Annotated in this window: 24 protein-coding genes; 14 read left to right on the forward strand and 10 right to left on the reverse strand. The window is 64.5% G+C overall.

Annotation, left to right across the window (positions count from 1 at the left end; all coding sequences use genetic code 11):
• Window positions 1–85: 85 nt before the first annotated feature.
• On the reverse strand, window positions 86–529 hold the full coding sequence (locus tag E0473_RS08725) for a CopD family protein (protein ID WP_137680478.1): 444 nt from the start codon (window positions 527–529) through the stop codon (window positions 86–88).
• Between the two features lie 53 nt (window positions 530–582).
• A complete protein-coding gene (gene hemE, locus E0473_RS08730) occupies window positions 583–1,599 on the reverse strand; it encodes a uroporphyrinogen decarboxylase (protein WP_137680479.1) in 1,017 nt (338 codons plus the stop codon).
• A gap of 298 nt (window positions 1,600–1,897) precedes the next feature.
• Between hemE and E0473_RS08735 the strand changes: the two genes are divergently transcribed.
• The 10 genes from E0473_RS08735 to E0473_RS08780 all read left to right on the forward strand — a co-directional run bounded on the left by E0473_RS08735 (window position 1,898) and on the right by E0473_RS08780 (window position 8,408).
• Window positions 1,898–2,743: a pyruvate, water dikinase regulatory protein gene (locus E0473_RS08735; RefSeq protein ID WP_137680480.1), complete on the forward strand. Its 846-nt coding sequence runs from the start codon at window positions 1,898–1,900 to the stop codon at window positions 2,741–2,743.
• Window positions 2,740–3,318, forward strand: a complete 579-nt coding sequence (locus E0473_RS08740) for a Maf family protein (RefSeq protein ID WP_137680481.1) — start codon at window positions 2,740–2,742, stop codon at window positions 3,316–3,318. Before E0473_RS08735 ends, E0473_RS08740 begins: the two co-directional genes overlap by 4 nt.
• Window positions 3,315–4,175, forward strand: coding sequence for a shikimate dehydrogenase family protein (locus E0473_RS08745; RefSeq protein ID WP_137680482.1), 861 nt, complete (start codon window positions 3,315–3,317; stop codon window positions 4,173–4,175). Before E0473_RS08740 ends, E0473_RS08745 begins: the two co-directional genes overlap by 4 nt.
• Complete coding sequence (coaE, locus tag E0473_RS08750) at window positions 4,172–4,762, forward strand: dephospho-CoA kinase (RefSeq protein WP_137680483.1); 591 nt, start codon at window positions 4,172–4,174, stop codon at window positions 4,760–4,762. Before E0473_RS08745 ends, coaE begins: the two co-directional genes overlap by 4 nt.
• A 36-nt stretch (window positions 4,763–4,798) precedes the next feature.
• Window positions 4,799–5,485: a DNA polymerase III subunit epsilon gene (gene dnaQ / locus E0473_RS08755; protein ID WP_137680484.1), complete on the forward strand. Its 687-nt coding sequence runs from the start codon at window positions 4,799–4,801 to the stop codon at window positions 5,483–5,485.
• Window positions 5,486–5,535: 50 nt separating this feature from the next.
• Window positions 5,536–6,111, forward strand: coding sequence for a ribosome hibernation-promoting factor, HPF/YfiA family (gene hpf, locus E0473_RS08760; protein ID WP_137680485.1), 576 nt, complete (start codon window positions 5,536–5,538; stop codon window positions 6,109–6,111).
• 136 nt (window positions 6,112–6,247) lie between these two features.
• Window positions 6,248–6,709, forward strand: a complete 462-nt coding sequence (locus E0473_RS08765) for a PTS sugar transporter subunit IIA (protein ID WP_137680486.1) — start codon at window positions 6,248–6,250, stop codon at window positions 6,707–6,709.
• Window positions 6,684–7,178: a PaaI family thioesterase gene (locus tag E0473_RS08770; RefSeq protein WP_241657413.1), complete on the forward strand. Its 495-nt coding sequence runs from the start codon at window positions 6,684–6,686 to the stop codon at window positions 7,176–7,178. Before E0473_RS08765 ends, E0473_RS08770 begins: the two co-directional genes overlap by 26 nt.
• A gap of 19 nt (window positions 7,179–7,197) precedes the next feature.
• Window positions 7,198–7,521 carry a DUF1491 family protein gene (locus E0473_RS08775; RefSeq protein WP_137680488.1) on the forward strand — a complete coding sequence of 108 codons (324 nt, stop codon included), beginning with the start codon at window positions 7,198–7,200 and terminating at the stop codon, window positions 7,519–7,521.
• 224 nt (window positions 7,522–7,745) lie between these two features.
• A complete protein-coding gene (locus E0473_RS08780; RefSeq protein ID WP_241657414.1) occupies window positions 7,746–8,408 on the forward strand; it encodes a cell wall hydrolase in 663 nt (220 codons plus the stop codon).
• Window positions 8,409–8,454: 46 nt separating this feature from the next.
• Here the strand turns inward: E0473_RS08780 and xth are convergent, their stop codons facing one another.
• Genes xth through E0473_RS08795 form a run of 3 tightly spaced genes read right to left on the reverse strand, consistent with a single transcriptional unit; the run spans window position 8,455 to window position 10,016 of the window.
• The gene (gene xth, locus E0473_RS08785) at window positions 8,455–9,225 is read right to left on the reverse strand and encodes an exodeoxyribonuclease III (RefSeq protein WP_241657415.1); all 771 of its coding nucleotides are present in this window, start codon (window positions 9,223–9,225) and stop codon (window positions 8,455–8,457) included.
• A gap of 1 nt (window position 9,226) precedes the next feature.
• Window positions 9,227–9,556 carry an iron-sulfur cluster insertion protein ErpA gene (gene erpA / locus E0473_RS08790; RefSeq protein WP_137680490.1) on the reverse strand — a complete coding sequence of 110 codons (330 nt, stop codon included), beginning with the start codon at window positions 9,554–9,556 and terminating at the stop codon, window positions 9,227–9,229.
• Between the two features lie 31 nt (window positions 9,557–9,587).
• The gene (locus E0473_RS08795) at window positions 9,588–10,016 is read right to left on the reverse strand and encodes a CBS domain-containing protein (RefSeq protein WP_137680491.1); all 429 of its coding nucleotides are present in this window, start codon (window positions 10,014–10,016) and stop codon (window positions 9,588–9,590) included.
• 127 nt (window positions 10,017–10,143) lie between these two features.
• On the opposite strand from E0473_RS08795, the gene E0473_RS08800 reads away from it, so the two are divergent.
• Window positions 10,144–10,479, forward strand: coding sequence for a hypothetical protein (locus tag E0473_RS08800; protein WP_137680492.1), 336 nt, complete (start codon window positions 10,144–10,146; stop codon window positions 10,477–10,479).
• Here the strand turns inward: E0473_RS08800 and E0473_RS08805 are convergent.
• From E0473_RS08805 to E0473_RS08820, 4 genes are read right to left on the reverse strand one after another with little or no spacing between them, the layout of a single operon-like run.
• Window positions 10,476–10,907 (reverse strand): (2Fe-2S) ferredoxin domain-containing protein, encoded by a 432-nt coding sequence (locus tag E0473_RS08805; RefSeq protein WP_241657416.1) that lies wholly within the window; start codon window positions 10,905–10,907, stop codon window positions 10,476–10,478. The genes E0473_RS08800 and E0473_RS08805 overlap by 4 nt on opposite strands.
• Window positions 10,826–11,365 (reverse strand): DUF2497 domain-containing protein, encoded by a 540-nt coding sequence (locus E0473_RS08810; RefSeq protein ID WP_137680493.1) that lies wholly within the window; start codon window positions 11,363–11,365, stop codon window positions 10,826–10,828. Before E0473_RS08810 ends, E0473_RS08805 begins: the two co-directional genes overlap by 82 nt.
• Window positions 11,366–11,367: 2 nt before the next feature.
• On the reverse strand, window positions 11,368–12,819 hold the full coding sequence (locus E0473_RS08815; RefSeq protein ID WP_137680494.1) for a TolC family outer membrane protein: 1,452 nt from the start codon (window positions 12,817–12,819) through the stop codon (window positions 11,368–11,370).
• Between the two features lie 2 nt (window positions 12,820–12,821).
• Window positions 12,822–13,418 carry a protein-L-isoaspartate O-methyltransferase family protein gene (locus E0473_RS08820; protein ID WP_137680495.1) on the reverse strand — a complete coding sequence of 199 codons (597 nt, stop codon included), beginning with the start codon at window positions 13,416–13,418 and terminating at the stop codon, window positions 12,822–12,824.
• Between the two features lie 153 nt (window positions 13,419–13,571).
• Here E0473_RS08820 and E0473_RS08825 point away from each other — a divergent pair, with 153 nt between their 5' ends.
• From E0473_RS08825 to E0473_RS08835, 3 genes are all read left to right on the forward strand, one after another.
• Window positions 13,572–15,089, forward strand: a complete 1,518-nt coding sequence (locus tag E0473_RS08825; protein WP_137680901.1) for a fumarate hydratase — start codon at window positions 13,572–13,574, stop codon at window positions 15,087–15,089.
• 98 nt (window positions 15,090–15,187) lie between these two features.
• Window positions 15,188–16,336: a histidine kinase gene (locus E0473_RS08830; protein ID WP_137680496.1), complete on the forward strand. Its 1,149-nt coding sequence runs from the start codon at window positions 15,188–15,190 to the stop codon at window positions 16,334–16,336.
• Between the two features lie 14 nt (window positions 16,337–16,350).
• Window positions 16,351–17,094 (forward strand): LytR/AlgR family response regulator transcription factor, encoded by a 744-nt coding sequence (locus E0473_RS08835; protein WP_137680497.1) that lies wholly within the window; start codon window positions 16,351–16,353, stop codon window positions 17,092–17,094.
• A gap of 125 nt (window positions 17,095–17,219) precedes the next feature.
• Here E0473_RS08835 and E0473_RS08840 read toward each other — a convergent pair whose 3' ends face one another.
• Window positions 17,220–17,531 carry a UrcA family protein gene (locus E0473_RS08840; protein ID WP_137680498.1) on the reverse strand — a complete coding sequence of 104 codons (312 nt, stop codon included), beginning with the start codon at window positions 17,529–17,531 and terminating at the stop codon, window positions 17,220–17,222.
• Between the last annotated feature and the right edge of the window lie 75 nt (window positions 17,532–17,606).

The raw sequence follows: 17,606 nt of genomic DNA on the forward strand, positions 1-17,606 counted from the left end.
GGTGCCGATTGGTTTGCGCTAAATATGGCCTAGCGCGCCCCCGGTCAATCGGAGACGCATCAAGGTCGGCCAGTTCAGGGCAAAATCAGAACGGTTTGACGACCGCCAGGATCACGATCAGCACCGCCGCCACGCCGGGCACCTCGTTCACGAGCCGCAGCGTCTTCTCGCTCAGCGGGCGTTCGCCGCGCGCCATCTTCTTGGCATTGGCAACCATCCAGCCGTGATAGCCGCTCAGCACGATCACCAGCAGCAGCTTGGCGTGAAACCAGCCCTGCATGAACGCGCCGCCGCTATAGGCGAGCAGCAGCCCGAAAGCCCAGACCGCGATCAGGCTCGGCGTCAGGATCACCTTGCGCAGCAGCCCGCTGCGCTTGGCCCAGAGCGCTTCCTCGGCCGAACCGGGCGCGCTGTCGTGCATGTAAACCAGCTGGCGCGGGAGCATGAACAGGCCCGCCATCCAGAAGATCACGAAGATCAGGTGCCCGGCCTTGAGCCAATAGTAGATCGTCAGAAGGAAGTCCTGCATGGCCGCCTAGATAGGCGCGCCGAGGCGATCCGTCATCCCTCTTATCGCGCCAATTATCTGCGGAGCGCCAACAACACCTGCTCGACATGGGCGATGGGGGTTTCCTTATCGATCCCGTGGCCGAGGTTGAACACGTGCGGACGATTTTCGAACGCGGAACAAATCCGAGCTATAGCCCGATCCAGCTCCGCGCCGCCTGCCAGCAACAGCATCGGATCGAGATTGCCCTGCACCGGCATTTCGGAAGGCAATTCGCGGGCGATCCATACCGGGTCGACCGTCTCGTCGACACCCACGGCATCGACACCCGTTTCGCGGGCATAAGCGGGCAGCTTGCCGCCCGCACCCTTCGGAAAGCCGATCACCGGCACACCGGGCCGTGCTTCGTGGAGCCGCGCCGCAAGCCGGGCATTCGGCGCGATCACCCATTGCTCGAACTGCGCGGGGCTGAGGCTGCCTGCCCAGCTATCGAACAGTTGCACCGCCTCGGCGCCCGCGTCGATCTGGCCTACGAGATAAGTGAAGCTCGCCTCCTCGATTGCGCCGATCAGCGAACCGAAGGCTTGCGGATCGCGATAGGCCAGCTGGCGCGCCGCGTGGTGATCCTTGGAGCCCTGTCCTGCGACCATATAGGTCGCCACGGTCCAGGGAGAGCCCGCAAAGCCCAACATGGTCACGTCGGGGCCCAGCATACCCCGGCACAGCCGAACGGTCTCGTAGATGGCCTCAAATCGCTCTGGCGCAGCATCCAGACTTTGCCAGGCTGCATCGACCAGCGGCGGCGCCAGCCGCGGCCCCTCGCCCGCCTCGAACCACAGGTCCTGCCCCAGGGCATAGGGAACGATCAGGATGTCGGAAAACAGGATTGCCCCATCGAACCCGAACCGCCGCACCGGCTGCAGCGTTACTTCGGCGGCAGCTTCGCTGTCGTAAACCAGCTCCAGAAAGCCGCCCTTCTCAGCCCGCAAAGCGCGGTATTCTGCGAGATAGCGACCTGCTTGCCGCATGAACCAGACCGGTAGCCGGTCCTGGCGCTGACCGTTCAAGGTATCGAGCAAAGGTCCGGGCATCGCGAGAGTCCAATCAATATAATAATATTTATAATAAGGATTATGGTGTTTGTAGGCCCTGTGGAAAGCGGGGAAAGCGCAGTTGTCGCGGATTTGTCCCGCCGCTTGAGGCCTGCCGGGCTGATCGACTCATGCCTTGGCGCTGTCAATCATTGCTTGTCCCCGAAATCCCCAGCCTGTCGACAAGGCGTTGCATCGGGGGATCACTGGCGGGAGGAAATGGCCGCTAGCGGGGATGAGATTCCATCCCATGCTTGTCCGCAACTGCGTCCCGTGGTTTATGCCGGGACTTATCCACATGACCCGTTTGCACCTTCATCTGCTGTCGGATTCCACCGGCGAAACGCTCGAAATGCTGGCGAAAGCCTCGCTGGCGCAGTTCGACGATACCGATGTCGTGCGCCATTTCTGGCCGATGGTGCGCTCGCTTCAGCACTTGGAGCGGATCGTTGATGACCTGAAGGCCAATCCGGGCCTCGTGCTTTATACACTGGTGAACTCGGAAATCCGCTCCAGCCTCGAAATGCGCTGCCGCCAGCTCGGCCTGCCGCATGTGGCCGTGCTCGATGCGGTGACGGCGGCGCTGGAGGAGCGGCTCGGCCAGCAGGCGCGCGGGCGGCCCGGCAAGCAGCACCAGATGGACGAGGCCTATTTCAAGCGCGTAGATGCGATTCAGTACACCATCGCACAGGACGACGGGGTCGGCTTCGACAACTGGGAAGAGGCCGATATCGTGCTGGCGGGCGTGTCGCGCACCTCGAAGACGCCGACCTCGATCTATCTCGCCAACCGCGGCTTCAAGGTCGCCAACATCCCGCTGGTGGTGGAAAGCCCGCCCCCGCCTGCGCTGTTCAAGCTGCGCCGGCCGATGGTGGTCGGCCTCACCACCGCGCCCAAGCGGCTGATCGAGATCCGCCGCAACCGCCTGCTCTCGCTTAACGAGAGCACCACCACCGCCTATGTCGACGAGGAGCGGGTGGAGAAAGAAGTCGCCTTCGCGCGGCGCATGTTTGCCGACAACGGCTGGCCGGTGATCGACGTCACCCGCCGTTCGATCGAGGAAACCGCCGCTGCGATCATCAAATTGCACAACGAGCGCTCGCTGCGCGAACGCCAACCCCAGGTCGGACCCAAACCGATATGATTATTCTTGCCTCCAAAAGCGCCTCGCGCCGCGCCATGCTTGCCGATGCCGGGGTCGAATTCGATGTCATGCCCGCCGCCATCGACGAGCGCGCGCTTGAAGCTTCGCTCGGCGATGTGCCCCCGGCGCAGGTGGCGCTTGAGCTGGCCAAGGCAAAGGCCGTTTCCATCGATGGCGGCGAAGTGCCGGTGCTGGGCAGCGATTCGGTGCTGTCGGTGGCAGGTGAGCGGTTCGACAAGCCGACCAGCCGTGTGCAGGCGCAAGAGCATCTGCGCTATTTCTCCGGCAAAGAGATGGTCCTGGATTCGGCCGCGGCGGTTTCCTTGGGCGGTTACGTCCGGTGGGAGCATGGCGCACAGGCGCGGCTCACGGTGCGCAATTTGTCCGAGGACTTTATCGAGCGCTATCTGCGCGCAGAGTGGCCCGAGGTCGCGCAATGCGTCGGCGTGTTCCGGATCGAGGCGATGGGCGTGCAGCTGTTCGAGAAGATCGAGGGCGACTATTTCACCGTGCTCGGAATGCCGCTGCTGCCCGTGCTCGGCGCGCTGCGCGAGCTGGAGGAGCTGCCCGCGTGAGTCGACTTTATGCCGAGGTTATCGGCGACCCGATTGCCCAGTCGAAATCGCCGCTGATTCATGGCCACTGGCTCGAGAAAGCCGGGATCGATGCCGAATATCGCCATTGCCGCGTCGCTGTGGACGAGGTGGCGACCTATCTCACCGAACGTCGCGAGGATCCCGCATGGCGCGGCTGCAACGTCACCATGCCGCACAAGCTGGCGGTGATGGAGCATCTCGATCTGATCGAAGAACCGGCCCGCTCGATTGGCGCGGTCAACACGATCTATCGCGGCAAGGATGGCACCTTGCGCGGCACCAACACCGATGCGCCCGGTTTTCTCGAACCGCTGCGCCCGTTGCTGGATGAGCAACACCTGTTCCGAATGGCGCGTATTCTCGGCACCGGCGGCGCGGCGCGGGCTATCGTCAAGGCGCTGGCGGGCGAAGGCTTTACGCTGGTGCTGGCCGGGCGCGATCCTGAGAAGGCCCGCCGCCTGCTCGATGAACTCGCCCCCGAGGGTGAGCACCACGCGGTGGACATTGCGCATTTCGCCGATCCGACCGACTTCGCCTTCGACGACCGCGAGGGCCTGCTCGATCTGGTGATCAACGCCAGCCCGCTCGGCATGACGGGCCAGCCGCCGCTACATTTCGATTTCACCCACGCCCCGCCGGGCGCGCTGGCCTACGATATCGTGACCAGCCCGCTCGACACGCCGTTCCTGCAAGAGGCGCGCGCGGGAGGTTTGCCGACTGTCGATGGGCTGTCCATGCTGATCGGCCAGGCCGCCGTGGCCTTCGCATATTTCTTCGGCCAGAAGCCCCCGCGCGACGACGGCGATGCCCAGCTGCGCGCAATGCTCACCGCATGAGCGATGGCCCGATCCTGCTCGGCCTCACCGGCTCGATCGGCATGGGCAAGAGCACGGTGGCGCAGATGTTCGCCGATCTCGGCGTGCCGGTGTTCGATGCCGATGCCGAAGTGCGCGCGATTCAGGGCCCCGGCGGCAGCCTGCTCGGCGCGATAGAGGCGGAGTTTCCCGGCTCCACAGACGAGAACGGCGTGCGCCGCGAAGCGCTCGGCGCGCAGGTGTTCGGCGATGCGGAGGCGCTCGCCCGGCTGGAGGCCATCGTTCACCCGGCCGTCGCAGCGAAGCGGCGTGAGTTTCTCCTGCGCAATATGGACGCCCCGGTGCTGCTGTTCGATATCCCGCTGCTGTTTGAAAAGGGCGCGGACTATGTCGAGCGGACCGTGGTCGTCTCCGCCCCGCCCGAGGTGCAGCGCGCGCGGGTGCTGGCCCGCTTTGGCATGACCGAAGAGAAATTCGCCGCGATTCTCGCCGCGCAGATGCCCGATGCGAAGAAGCGCGAGCGTGCCGACTATGTGATCGACACTGGCCTTCCGCTCGAAGAAACGCGCGCGCAGGTCCGCGAATTGCTCGCCAGCCTCATTGCCTAGTTGCAACAGCCGCTGCGAAGGCAGATAACAAGCCCCATGCGCGAAATCGTGTTCGACACCGAAACCACCGGCCTTGACCCGCAAACCGGGGACCGGCTGGTCGAAATCGGCTGCATCGAGATCGTCAACCGCATCCCTACGGGCGAAACCTTTCACGGCTATTTCAACCCGCAGCGCGACATGCCGATGGAGGCCGAGCGGGTCCACGGCCTCTCCGCCACCTTCCTGTCCGACAAGCCGCTGTTTTCCGAACGCGCGCAGGAACTGCTCGATTTCCTCGGCGATGCTCCGCTGGTGGCGCACAATGCGCAGTTCGACTTCGGCTTCCTCAATTTCGAGCTTGCCGCCTGCGACCTTGCCGCGGTCAGTCACGAGCGGATGATCGACACGCTGGCCATCGCGCGCAAACGTCACCCCGGCGCGAAGCACACGCTCGATGCGCTATGCTCGCGCTACGGGGTCGACCGCAGCCACCGTGTGCTGCACGGCGCATTGCTCGACGCCGAGCTGTTGGCGCAGGTCTATGTCGAGCTGCTGGGTGGCCGCCAGATCGGGCTTGGCCTCGCGGTCGATCAAGGCACCGAGGTGGAACGCACCGGCAGTGTCTTTGCGCCCAAGCTTGGCGAACATCGGCCAGCCCGCCCCCATTTTGCGACGGATGACGAAATTACGCGTCATAAGGAGTTTCTGAAAACAATAAGTTCACCTCTCTGGACGCAATGAGGTGTCGTACCCATATCGGGTAGATACAAGTAAGAAGCAGGAGAAGACTTATGGATATTCGTGTGTCGGGCCACCAGGTGGATACCGGTTCAGCGCTGCAGGAGCATGCCTCCGACCGGCTCACCACGATTGTCGATAAGCACTTCAGTCGCGCGCTTTCCTCCACCGTTACGTTCGGCAAGGCACCGGCGAACGCCTTTGCTGCCGACATTATCCTGCACGTCAATCATGGGCTGATCCTGAAAAGCCGTGGCCAGGCGCAGGATGCGCACCAGGCCTTTGATCAGGCGGCGGAGAAGATCGAGAAGCAGCTGCGCCGTTACAAGCGCCGCCTGAAGGATCACCACGAACAGGCCACCCACGCCGCGCGCGAGGAGGAGGCCGCCTATACCGTGTTCGCGCCGTTCGAGGATAACGACAACACCGATGAAGACGTGGGCGAGGATGCGCCCGCCATCATCGCCGAGACCAGCATCGACGTGCCCGAAGTGAGCGTGGCCGATGCCGTCATGTTGCTCGATCTGCGGCACACCAATGCCTTGTTTTTCAAAAACGCTGGCACCGGGCGTCATAATATGGTCTATCGCCGCGAAGATGGAGCCGTCGGCTGGGTCGAACCCGCCTGATGGCCCGACCGGACCTTTCGTCGCTGGTGTAAGGGTCCCGTCATAGCTTTTCGACTATAGGGGCTGCATCCGCTGGATGTGGCCCCGTAGCCGGGGCTGTAACAGCTGCCTCGCGGAAGAACGAAACCACAAGATCATGCATGCCACCTTTGCCATGAACCCGCAGTCGGTCGACATTGTCGATGCGGCGACCAAGGATGACATCCTTCAGCAGTTGAGCGAGCTGTTCGCGCGCGCCTATGCGCTCGATGCGACGCAGGTGCTCGAGGCGCTGCTCGAGCGCGAGAGCCTCGGGAGCACCGGCTTCGGACGCGGCGTGGCGATTCCCCATGCGCGCATTGCTGGTATCAAGCGGCCGATTGGAGCGCTGCTGCGGCTTGAGCGGCCAGCGGACTTTGCCGCTGCCGATGGGATGCCGGTCGATCTCGTGTTCGGCCTGCTTTCGCCCGAGGGTAGCGGGGCCATGCATCTTTATGCCCTGGCCGAGATTTCGCGCCTGATGCGCGATGAGGACGTCCACGAGGCGCTGAGCGACGCCCCCGACGGTGAGGCGCTGTATGGCCTGCTCACCAATGCGTCGGACCGTGACGCCGCCTGATCGCGGGCCTCCCGCTTCGGCGAGCGGAGCGCAGGCGCACTATCGCGCGCTCGAGCATCTCTATGCCTCGGCCCCGATCAACAACCTGTTCGAATCGCGCCTGGAAATCACCGCGCCGGGCGTGGCGCGCATTGCCTTCGACGTCGACGAGCGGGTCTATCACGCCGCTGGCGCCGCGCATGGCACGATCTATTTCAAGATGCTCGACGATGCGGCCTTCTATGCCGCCAATTCGCTGGTTTCGGACCGGTTTTTGCTGACCACGGGCTTCAACCTCCATTTCACCAAGCCGGTGCGTGCGGGAAAGGTTGTGGCCGAGGGGCGCTGGATCAGCGGCAAGCGCCGCGTGTTTATCGCCGAGGCGCATCTGACCGACGAAGAGGGCGACGAGATCGGGCGCGGCACCGGCACCTTCATGCGCTCGCGCATCGCGCTGTCGGGCCTCGACGGCTACCGCTTGCCGGGCTGATAAGGCGCGCGGTTTGGATATGGCGCGAATCCCCGCCCACCTCGAAGTGACCGGGCTGCTGCGCGCAGTGGAGGCACAAGGAGGCTTTGGCGCCGTTCTGGCTAAGGGAGAACGCGAGGCCGGGACATTGCTGGTTATCTGTTGCCATAGAGGCACAAACGGTTGCCTGTTCGAACGAATGCCGCAGCTGGACGGCACCCGAAAATGGACGCCAATCAAGCAGGAAGCGTCTGAAAACCCTATCGAAATCATGGAATACTGGCAGCGACGCAAACGCCAGGACCATGATCTGTGGGTGGTCGAGCTGGATCATCCCGAGGCGGCACAGTTTCTGACCAAGTGACCGCACCTCGGTTGACATTCGACAGTCGATGGCTATTTGGCCCGCGCCTTTCCTGAAGAAGCGTAAACCATGACAATCGGCATTTCGGCCGGTCATTGTGGTGCGCAGACGGGGAGAAGACGCCGGGCCACCGCAATCGGATGTGGCCTTGCCAAGCGCTAATTGGATCGCGCTGGCAAGCCTTTGGCCCGGACTGGCTTCTCACCGCCATGGTGACGGGATACATGACTGCAGGTTTCCTTCGCGTCGGGGCGATTGTCTCGGCCGTGACACTGTTTGGTGCGACTGTCGGCACGATTGCCGAAGGCGCAAGAGCCCAGGATCAGGGCGTGGGCGATCAGCCCCAGATGATCGAAGAGACCCCGTCCGAGGACGCCGCTGCTGACGAAGTGCGCTTCGTGGCCAGCCCGGTGGTCCAGGACATTGGCGACGATGCCGCGCCAGCTATCGCGCTGCCGCCGGTCGATGTCAGCAACCTGCGCGAACTGGTTGCGCAAACCGAAATCGACGACACACTGAGCGGCGACATCAAGTGTCTCGCGCAGGCCATCTATTTCGAATCGCGCGGCGAACCGCTGGCAGGCCAGCTTGCCGTGGCACGGGTGGTGATTAACCGCGCCGAGAGCGCGGCTTTCCCCGACAGCTATTGCAGCGTCGTGAAGCAGCGGGCGCAATTCTCGTTCGTGCGCGGCGGTCGTATCCCGGAGCCCAATCGCAGCTCTGCCGCATGGCAGCGCGCCAAGGCGATCGCCCATATCGCCGAAAGCGAAATGTGGGCCAGCGACGCCGACGATGCGCTCTATTTCCACGCCACCCGCGTGAATCCGCGCTGGGCCCGCACCAAGGTGGCACGCGCCACCATCGACAGCCACATTTTCTATCGTTGAGGTAGCGAGCGGGGCCTGAGCGCCCTGCCCGCGCGCCTTTACAGGCTCAGTCCAGCTCGACCCAGACCGGGGCGTGATCGCTGGCCTTCTCGCGCCCGCGATATCCCTTGTCGACACCGGCGGCGCTCATGCGGTCGGCGCATTCGGGCGACAGCAGCAGGTGATCGATGCGGAAACCGTGGTCGCGCTGCCAAGCGCCGGCCTGATAGTCCCAGAAGGTCCAGACGCCGCCGCGCGGGTTGAGCACGTTCAGCGCATCGGTCCAGCCCTGGCCCAGCAGGCGGGCATAGGCGTCGCGCGATTCGGGCTGCATCAGCGCGTCGGTCGCCATCGCCCTCACCGAGAACACGTCCTTGTCCTCGGGAATCACATTGAAGTCGCCCAGCACCACGCAGGGCTTCTCGCTCGCCAGCAGGCCGTCGAGGTGAAGGCGCAGCCGCTCCATCCACGCCAGCTTGTAATCAAACTTGGGGCCGGGCTGCGGGTTGCCGTTGGGCAGGTAGAGGTTGGCGACGTGGACGCCCTGAAAATCCGCTTCGATGAAGCGGGCCTGTTCATCGTCGTCATCGCCCGGAAGCCCGCGCGAGACGTTTTCGGCCGGGCCGCCGTCGGTGAGGATAGCGACGCCGTTGAAGCCCTTCTGGCCGTGGGTCTCGACGTGATAGCCGATCGCCTCGAACTCTTTCCTCGGAAAGCCCTCGTCCTGGCTCTTGATCTCCTGCAGGCAGGCGATGGCGGGGCGTGTCTCCTCCAGCCATTCGATCAGGCGCGGCAGGCGCGCTTTCACGCCATTGATGTTGAAACTGGCGATTCTCACGTCAGATGCCGAAGCTCGAACCGCAGCCGCAACCGGCGGCGGCATTGGGGTTCTCGACCCGGAAGGCCGCCCCGCCCAGCGATTCGACATAATCGACCGTTGCGCCGTTCACGAGATCGAGGCTGACCGGATCGACCACCAGCCGCACGCCCGCCGTCTCGCTCACCGCGTCGTCGTCCTCGGCGGCTTGGGCGAGGTCGAACTTGTACTGGAAGCCCGAACAGCCCCCGCCCTCCACCGAAAGGCGCAGGATGGCGGGCTTTTGCTGCCGTTCGGCAATCGCATTGATACGTGCGGCAGCGGCTTCGGTGAGGGTCAGGGGGCTGGTCATGCCCCTGATCTAAGCCTTGCCAGGCGCAGGCTCAAGCCGAGGCGATATATTCGCGCATTTGATCGGCCTCGGATTCGATCTGATCCATGCGGAATTTGATCAGATCGCCGATGGAAACGAAGCCGACCATGCGCTGGCCGTCCATCACCGGCAGGTGGCGGATGCGCCGCCGCGTCATGAGCGACAAAGCCCTGAGCACGCTGGTGCCCAGTTCGATGGTGATCGGCGGGCTGGTCATCACCTCGCCCACCGTGCGCTGGAGCGCGCCTTCGCCCTCGCGCGCGACCGAGTAGAGCAGGTCGCGCTCGGAGAATATCCCCGCGATCTCGTCCCCCGCGAGCACTGGCAAGGCACCGATGCGCCTTTCCGCAAGCAGCCCGGCTGCGGTCTGGACGCTGTCGGTGGCGGTGCAGGAAATGACCTGCGAGTCGCGGCTTTCGAGAATGCTGGCAATCGTCATGCGGTGACCTCCCCTGCCCTGCCTTGATGCGGGCTTGTCCGTATAATGCCACGCTTTGCCCGGTCTGCGCAAATCGGGAGCAAGGCTGGCCTTGCAGGCGCGCGCGCGAACGGGCATTGGAGGCTGCATGCCCGGCCCCTCCCCGCTCGACGATCCGAAGAAGGCCGCTTACGCCTGGGCGCGCTATCGCCGCCTGATGCGGTTCATGTTCGCCTTCACCGTGGTTACGGTGATCGTGGCGCTGACCGTGATTTACACCCAGGTCGAAAACGTTTCGCCGCACTTCTTCATCGCCACCGCGCTGGGAATCGGTTTCTCGATGCTGCTGATGAGCGCGCTGATGGGGCTGGTGTTCCTCTCCAGCGGCACGGGCCATGACGAGTCGGTCGAAAACTCGCTCGATAAGCTCGATCCGCAGGCACCGCCGCCGCTTGATCGCCGCAAGGCGCGCTGGAAAGACTAGCTGGCAGGGCGGAGGCGGTATTCCTCAACTGGTTCGCCGCCAATCAGATGCCGCTGGATGATCTGTTCGAGTACGTCTTCGTTGCACGAATGATACCAGACGCCATCGGGCCAGACGACCGCGATCGGCCCGGCGTCACAGATCTGCAGGCAATCGGCTTTGGTGCGCTGAACCGGGCCGACCAAACGCAGTTCTTTCAGCCGCTTCTTGAGGTATTTCCACGCGCGTTCGCCTTCCTCGCGGCGGCAGCACTTCTGCTTTTCCGATATGCCGCAGAGGAAGATCTGGCGATGAATCGCGCTGCCGCCGATTTTGGTCAGCGCGCGCTGCGCCTTTGCCAGCTCGCTCAGCGTGCTTTCCCCGCGATACGGTCGATCTCTTCGCGCACCAGCCGTTCGACCACTGCGGGAAGGTTCGTGTCGAGCCATTCGGCCAGCATCGGGCGCACCATGTCGCGCACCATGCCTTCCAGCGGGCTTTCGCTGGGCGCGTCGGAACCCTCCGCATCGCCTTGTGCAAGCATCGCCAGGGCGGCGAAGCTGTCGTTCACGCTCTTGCGGGCGGCGGTGCTGGTGAGAGTTTCAGGCTCGGCTTGCGGCCCCGCCTTGTCGCTGCCTGCCGGGCTGTCGTCGCGGTCAGCCAGCTCTGCCGCGTGATCGCTGTCTACGACCAGTTCGGCCTCGCCCAAATCGAGCACTTCATCGGCATCGGAGCCGGTGATCAGAGCTTCGCCATTCTCCACCCGGCCGGATGGGCGCAGCGCGGTGGCAAAGCGCACAGATTCGCGCTTGCGCTTCTCATCGGCAGCGACTTCGCGGTTTTCGCGTTCGATCACTCGCTTGATGATGCCGAGGATTTCCTCGGTCGAAGCTTCAGAGTGCTGCATGGCTATTGCTCCGGCCCAGTGGTCTCGGGAATTTCCGCGTCTTGCGCCGGGATGTCAACCGTACGGATGCTCTGGGTCACCGGGTCTTCCTCGCGGCTCCAGTCCCACACATTGCCGCGCACACGGTTATAATTGACGACCGGATCGTACAGCGGGCCATAGTCGGCAAGGCCGAGGTCGCGCGCTTCGGCGCGGCCCATGGCGGCAAGCAGGGTGAAGCCCGCTACATAGGCATTGCGCCGCGCCGTCACCAATTCGACCTGCGCATTCAGCAGTTCCTGCTGGGCGTTGAGGATATCGAGGATGGTGCGGTTGCCCACCGTATTCTCCGCCCGCACGCCTTCGAGGCTGAGAGCGGCGGCATCCACGGCGTTTTGCGAGGAGCGAACGATGGCACTGGCCGCGCGCCAGCTCGAATAGGCGCCGCGGACCTGCGCGATGATCGCGCGCTCTGTCGCTACCACCTGTTCGAGCGCGGCCTGTGAATTGGCCTGGGCCTGACGCTCGCGCGCCGAAACGCGGCCACCCTGGAACAGCGGCAAGCGCAGACGTAGGCCAGCCTGCGCGGTGGTCGAAGCCTCGGACGTGTTCGGGTCGCTGAGCGTGCCGAGATAGTTCTGATAGCCGCCCGTGCCGAAGGCTTCGAGCGTCGGCAGGCGCCCTGCCCCGGCCACGTCGATATCATAACGCGATGCCTGCGCGCGTTCGAGCGCGGCGATCAGGTCGGGATTGTTTTCAAGCGCGATCTGAACGGCGGTGTCGACATCGCTGGGCAGTCCCGGCAGCGGTGGCGGCGGGGCCAGCTCGCCCGGCGCATTGCCGACCAGTTCGACATAGCGTTCGCGCGCGGTGATGAGGTTCGCTTCGGCCGATTGCAGGTTGCTGCGTGCCAGCGCAAGCCGCGCATCGGACTGGGCCACGTCGGTGCGGGTGAGATCGCCGATCTCGAACCGGTCGCTGGTAGCCTGGTAATTGACTTCGAGCACCTCGACGTTGTTTGCTGACAGACCGACGATCGCTTCATTGCGGATCACATCCATGTAAGCGGCGACAACCTGGCTGAACACGGCGCTCTCGGTGCCGCGCAGGTCGGCGCGGCCTGCTTCCACCCGCGTTTCTGCCGCGAGCACGCCGTTGCGCACGGCGCCGCCCTGATAGAGCGGCACGGCCAGATCGACGCCTGCGTTGACCGCCCGGTCGGGCGAGATGAAGTTCGTCGAATTCTGCTTGAGGTACTCGGTGTAAGTGCCCGAGGCGCTGGCACTGGGCAGCCCGCTGGCACGCTGGATTACCACATTCTCGTCGGTCGCGCGCAGCTGGGCGCGGGCGGCTTCGAGTGTGGGGTTTTCGGCATAGGCCGATGCGAGCGCGTCCTTCAGTGTATCCGCTTGGGCGGGGCTGGCAATCAGGCAGGCAGAAGCGAGCAGCACCACGATGGCCGAGCGGGGTTGCATGGTCAGAAGCTCCAGCCCTTCGGAGCGTCAAAAGCGCTAATGCGCGGAATGCCCATGTCCTGGACAGGGAACAGCGCCGCCTTGTTATCGGTCTTGCGGCCGATCGCGAGGCGGGTGACGCTGCCTTCGACCACGCCGGTGACGATGCGGGCATCTTCGGCGAGCCGGGCCAGCAGGCTCTCGGGCAGCTGTTCGGCAGCGCCATCGACCAGAAGCAGATCGGCAGGCTTGCCCCCGGTGCCGGCACTGGCGGCCTCGGCGGGGGTCAGCGCGATCACTTCGGCGACGAGCGGGCGCAGCAGCTCGGCCAGATAGCCGCTGCCGTTGGTGACCACGATAGCTACCTCGTCGCCCTTGGGCGCGGCTTCCTGCAGCATCATTCCCTGCACCACCGGTGCGGGCAGGGCGCCGCCGCCTTCAAGCCGGATCGCCCGGTCCATATAGGCCGTGGCGCGCAAGGCTTCGGGCACGAACTCCTCACGGGCGACCGCGGTCATGCGCGAAAGCACGAAGGGTGCGTTTACACCGCTGGTGCGCAGTTGACTGTCGATCATCGCACGGCGTGCAGGATTTGTCGGGCTCAGGGTGGTTTCCAGCATAGTCTCTTCAGCAAACTCTTGTCGGATGCGGCGCAAAGTGCCTTAAGCGCAACCAAAGCCAAGGCCAAGGCCTTTGACCGTCGCAAACTGTCGCGCGGCGATCGCATTGGTTAGGGGCCATCGACCAACAGGAGTTACGAGACGATGAGCGACATGGTGACGATCCGCGAGGACGACCTGATCGAGACGGTCGCCGATGCACTGCAGTATATCTCATACTATCACCCGATGGATTACATCACCGCGCTGGGCGAGGCCTATAAGGCCGAGCAAGGCCCGGCGGCGAAGGATGCCATCGCGCAGATCCTCACCAACAGCCGCATGTGCGCCGAGGGGCACCGCCCGATCTGCCAGGACACCGGGATCGTCAACGTGTTCATCAAGTGGGGGCAGGAATGCCGCCTCGAATCGAAGCAGAGCCTGCAGGAGGTCGTCGACGAGGGTGTGCGCCGGGCATACAACAATCCCGACAACAAGCTGCGCGCATCGATCCTGGCCGATCCGGCCTTCACCCGTCGCAACACCCGCGACAACACGCCTTGCGTGCTTTCGGTCGAAATGGTGCCGGGGCGCACGGTCAGCATCGATGTTGCGGCCAAGGGCGGCGGCAGCGAGAACAAGAGCAAGTTCAAGATGATGAACCCCAGCGACAATATCGTCGACTGGGTGCTGGAACAAATTCCCTCGATGGGCGCGGGCTGGTGTCCGCCGGGGATGCTGGGGATCGGTATCGGCGGCACGGCCGAGCACTGCGTGAAGCTCGCCAAGCTCTCGCTGATGGAGCAGATCGACATGGCGCAGCTCAAGCAGCGCGGGGCCCAGACCGATCTGGAACAGCTGCGGATCGACATTTTCGACGCGGTCAACGCGCAGGGCGTGGGCGCGCAGGGGCTTGGTGGGCTCTCCACCGTGCTCGACGTGAAGATCCTCGATGCGCCGTGCCATGCCGCGGGCAAGCCGGTGGCGATGATTCCCAACTGCGCAGCCACCCGCCATGCGCATATCACCATCGACGGTTCCGGCCCGGCCTATCTGCCGCAGCCCGATCTCAATGCCTGGCCCGATGTTCACTGGGAGCCCGACGCCGAGGCCATTCGCGTCGATCTCGATAATCTCACCCCCGAAGTGGTCGCGAGCTGGAAGATGGGCGACCGCCTGCTCCTCAACGGCAAGATGCTGACCGGGCGCGATGCCGCGCACAAGCGCATTCAGGAGATGCTGGCCAAGGGCGAAGAGCTGCCGGTCGAATTCAAGGGCCGCGCGATCTACTATGTCGGCCCGGTCGACCCGGTGATGGGCGAAGTGGTCGGCCCGGCTGGCCCCACCACCGCCACCCGGATGGACAAGTTCACCGAGATGATGCTCGATCAGGGCCTGCTGGCGATGATCGGCAAGGCCGAGCGCGGCGCCGATGCGGTGGACGTGATCAGCCGTTTCAAGGTCGCCTACCTGATGGCGACGGGCGGCGCGGCCTATCTCGTCGCCCGCGCGATCAAGGAGGCCAAGGTGGTCGGCTTCGAGGATCTCGGGATGGAAGCGATCTACGAGTTCACGGTGAAGGACATGCCGGTCACGGTCGCGGTCGATGCCGAGGGCAACAACGTCCACAAGCTCGCCCCGCTGCACTGGCAGAAGAAAATTCGCGAGGAAGGCCTGTTGCCGACCGCGTGAGCGGACCTGTGATCGATCACCCGTTCGACCAAGCGCCGACTCGGCTCGACCAACCGGTTCTGCCCGGCTGGCCGGGCCTTAGGTGCGCAGGCTAGAGGATGGCGATGAAACCCGGTCGCACTGCACAGCCCGCCGCGCGTGTCCCGTTCTGGACCGTGTTCGCCTCGGTCGTGGGGCTGTGGGCGACGTACTTCGCGCTCATTACCGTGCGGGCCGAGCTGCTCGGCCTGCCGTTCCTCGATGAAATGTTGTGGCTGCGGCTGCTGACCACCCTGTGCGGGATTCTCATCACGCTCGGCCTGTGGCTGGTGCTGCGGGTGTTCGATGCGCAGCCCATGTGGCTGAAGATCGGCGCGGCCTTGCTGCTCGCCATGCCCGCCGCCATGCTGACCGCGCAGGCCAATGCGGTGATCTTTGCCGAATTGCAGGCTGCCGTCGATGGGTTGAAGATGGCGCAGCAGGGCCTCGACGACACCTTGATGGCCGACCAGCAGGACGTCGCGCTGGCGACCGAGCGTGAACGGCTGATCGACTTCGCCACCAGCCGCTATTTCCTGCTGCTGGCCTGGTGCGCGCTCTATCTCGCGCTGCTCACCGGCGAGCGTGCGCGGGCGGCGGAACGGCGCGAACAGGAGTTTCGCAACGCGGCCAAGGCGGCGGAGCTGCGCAGCTTGCGCTATCAAGTGAATCCGCACTTCCTGTTCAACACGCTCAACTCGCTCTCGGCGATGGTGCTGACCGGCAAGACCGAAGCGGCCGAGCGGATGATCCAGACGATCTCGACCTTTTATCGCCGCAGCCTTGCCGACGATCCCACCTCCGATGTGCCGCTGCGGCAGGAAATCGCCTTGCAGCAGCTCTATCTCGAAATCGAGGCGGTGCGCTTCCCCTCGCGCTTGCGAACGGTTTACGAGATTCCCCATGCGCTGGAGAATGCGCTGGTGCCGGGCATGATTTTGCAACCGCTGGTGGAGAATTCGGTCAAACACGCGGTGTCGCCCAGCGGCGGCGAGATCACGATTACGCTGGCTGCGCGCGAGGAATACGGGCGGCTGGTCATCACCGTTTCCGATAACGGAGCGGGGGCGAACGACACCGACGATCATCACGGCCACGGCATCGGCCTTGCCAATGTGCGCGAACGGCTGGAGGCGCGGTTCGGCGATGAAGCGAGCGTGGTTTCGGGCCTCGTATCGGGTGGCTATGCTACGCACCTGCGGCTGCCGATCCTTACGAAACGTTCCTGAGCGGAGGGCAAATCATGAGCGAACCCACGCTGCGCACGCTGATCGTCGATGACGAGCCGCTCGCGGTGGAACGGATGCAGGTGCTTTGCGCCGAGCTGCCGGGCATCGCCGTGGTCGGCACTGCGGCGGATGGCGAGGCGGCCTTGCGGCTGGCAGAAAAGCTCAAGCCCGACCTGCTGCTGCTCGATATGACCATGCCGGGCATGGACGGGCTGGCCGTGGCGAAGAAAGCCAGCGCGGGCGACACCCCGCCGGCGGTGATCTTCGTTACCGCGCACGACAATTTCGCGGTCGAGGCCTTCGATATCGACGCGGTCGACTATGTGCTCAAGCCGGTCGGCAAAGATCGGCTCGCCCGCGCAATCGAACGCGCGCTGGCCCGGCGGAGCGATCCGGCAGAGCCGGGCGCGCCGACATGGCTGGAAGAGCTGTGGGTGCCCGATCGCTCCGAACTGCTGCGGATCGAGGCCGCTTCGGTCCACCGCATCGATGCCGAGCGCGACTATGTCCGCCTGCACACCGATCCGGTGGGGTCGGGGCGCAGTTATCTGCTGCTTCAGACTATCGCCGGGCTGGAAGAGCGGCTCGACCCGGAAAAGTTCATTCGTATTCACCGCTCGACCATCTTGCGCCGCGATTTCATCAAGGGACTGCGGCACGAAGGGCTGGGCGTCTGGTGCGCCGAACTGGCCGATGGCGAGGTCTTGCGGATCGGGCGGACTTATCTGCGCAAGGTCAAGGCCATGGCGGGGCGTTGAGAGTAAGGCGAGCCGGCCAATTGGCTCGGCGCACAAGAAAGCCGCCCCGGTTGAGGGCGGCTTCTCAGGCGATGCGGAAGCGCCATTGGGGCAGCGCCTGGCCCGCATGGTGAGGATGGCGCGTGTCAGCCACCCAGCTTCGCGTCGCGCTTGATCTGCGCGAAGTGGCGGTCGAGCTGGTTCCTGGCGGTTTCCACGCATTCGCGGGCTGCGCGCGACTCGAGACGGGTGCCGGTCGTCTGGCGGTCTGCCTCGCACACTTCGCGGGCGGCGCTGTCGATCCGGCGATCGAGCTCGGCCACGCCTTCGGCGGTTGCAAGATCGAGGTCGGCGTAGCTCACACGGGTCGAACGCTGTTCGCCTTCGGCGGCGGAAACGGTGGGGGCAAGCGCCAGTGCGCTGGCGGCAATCGCGAGTTTGATGGTGATGGCCTGCATGTTGTCTCTCCTGTCTGAACCCTGGTCGGGGGCGAAATCTTCGGTCGGGTGCGCCGCAACCGGGTGGGACTGCTA

The sequence above is a fragment of the Aurantiacibacter suaedae genome, from assembly GCF_005434915.1.
Lineage (GTDB): Bacteria > Pseudomonadota > Alphaproteobacteria > Sphingomonadales > Sphingomonadaceae > Alteraurantiacibacter > Alteraurantiacibacter suaedae.

What these genes read in the sequence shown, in the direction of transcription:
- E0473_RS08725 (WP_137680478.1), bottom strand. Translation starts at nt 529, where the DNA reads ATGCAGGACTTCCTTCTGACGATCTACTATTGGCTCAAGGCCGGGCAC.
- hemE (WP_137680479.1), bottom strand. Translation starts at nt 1,599, where the DNA reads ATGCCCGGACCTTTGCTCGATACCTTGAACGGTCAGCGCCAGGACCGG.
- E0473_RS08735 (WP_137680480.1), top strand. Translation starts at nt 1,898, where the DNA reads ATGACCCGTTTGCACCTTCATCTGCTGTCGGATTCCACCGGCGAAACG.
- E0473_RS08740 (WP_137680481.1), top strand. Translation starts at nt 2,740, where the DNA reads ATGATTATTCTTGCCTCCAAAAGCGCCTCGCGCCGCGCCATGCTTGCC.
- coaE (WP_137680483.1), top strand. Translation starts at nt 4,172, where the DNA reads ATGAGCGATGGCCCGATCCTGCTCGGCCTCACCGGCTCGATCGGCATG.
- dnaQ (WP_137680484.1), top strand. Translation starts at nt 4,799, where the DNA reads ATGCGCGAAATCGTGTTCGACACCGAAACCACCGGCCTTGACCCGCAA.
- hpf (WP_137680485.1), top strand. Translation starts at nt 5,536, where the DNA reads ATGGATATTCGTGTGTCGGGCCACCAGGTGGATACCGGTTCAGCGCTG.
- E0473_RS08765 (WP_137680486.1), top strand. Translation starts at nt 6,248, where the DNA reads ATGCATGCCACCTTTGCCATGAACCCGCAGTCGGTCGACATTGTCGAT.
- E0473_RS08770 (WP_241657413.1), top strand. Translation starts at nt 6,684, where the DNA reads ATGCGTCGGACCGTGACGCCGCCTGATCGCGGGCCTCCCGCTTCGGCG.
- E0473_RS08775 (WP_137680488.1), top strand. Translation starts at nt 7,198, where the DNA reads ATGGCGCGAATCCCCGCCCACCTCGAAGTGACCGGGCTGCTGCGCGCA.
- E0473_RS08780 (WP_241657414.1), top strand. Translation starts at nt 7,746, where the DNA reads ATGACTGCAGGTTTCCTTCGCGTCGGGGCGATTGTCTCGGCCGTGACA.
- erpA (WP_137680490.1), bottom strand. Translation starts at nt 9,556, where the DNA reads ATGACCAGCCCCCTGACCCTCACCGAAGCCGCTGCCGCACGTATCAAT.
- E0473_RS08795 (WP_137680491.1), bottom strand. Translation starts at nt 10,016, where the DNA reads ATGACGATTGCCAGCATTCTCGAAAGCCGCGACTCGCAGGTCATTTCC.
- E0473_RS08800 (WP_137680492.1), top strand. Translation starts at nt 10,144, where the DNA reads ATGCCCGGCCCCTCCCCGCTCGACGATCCGAAGAAGGCCGCTTACGCC.
- E0473_RS08805 (WP_241657416.1), bottom strand. Translation starts at nt 10,907, where the DNA reads ATGGCTCGACACGAACCTTCCCGCAGTGGTCGAACGGCTGGTGCGCGA.
- E0473_RS08810 (WP_137680493.1), bottom strand. Translation starts at nt 11,365, where the DNA reads ATGCAGCACTCTGAAGCTTCGACCGAGGAAATCCTCGGCATCATCAAG.
- E0473_RS08815 (WP_137680494.1), bottom strand. Translation starts at nt 12,819, where the DNA reads ATGCAACCCCGCTCGGCCATCGTGGTGCTGCTCGCTTCTGCCTGCCTG.
- E0473_RS08820 (WP_137680495.1), bottom strand. Translation starts at nt 13,418, where the DNA reads ATGCTGGAAACCACCCTGAGCCCGACAAATCCTGCACGCCGTGCGATG.
- E0473_RS08825 (WP_137680901.1), top strand. Translation starts at nt 13,572, where the DNA reads ATGGTGACGATCCGCGAGGACGACCTGATCGAGACGGTCGCCGATGCA.
- E0473_RS08830 (WP_137680496.1), top strand. Translation starts at nt 15,188, where the DNA reads ATGGCGATGAAACCCGGTCGCACTGCACAGCCCGCCGCGCGTGTCCCG.
- E0473_RS08835 (WP_137680497.1), top strand. Translation starts at nt 16,351, where the DNA reads ATGAGCGAACCCACGCTGCGCACGCTGATCGTCGATGACGAGCCGCTC.
- E0473_RS08840 (WP_137680498.1), bottom strand. Translation starts at nt 17,531, where the DNA reads ATGCAGGCCATCACCATCAAACTCGCGATTGCCGCCAGCGCACTGGCG.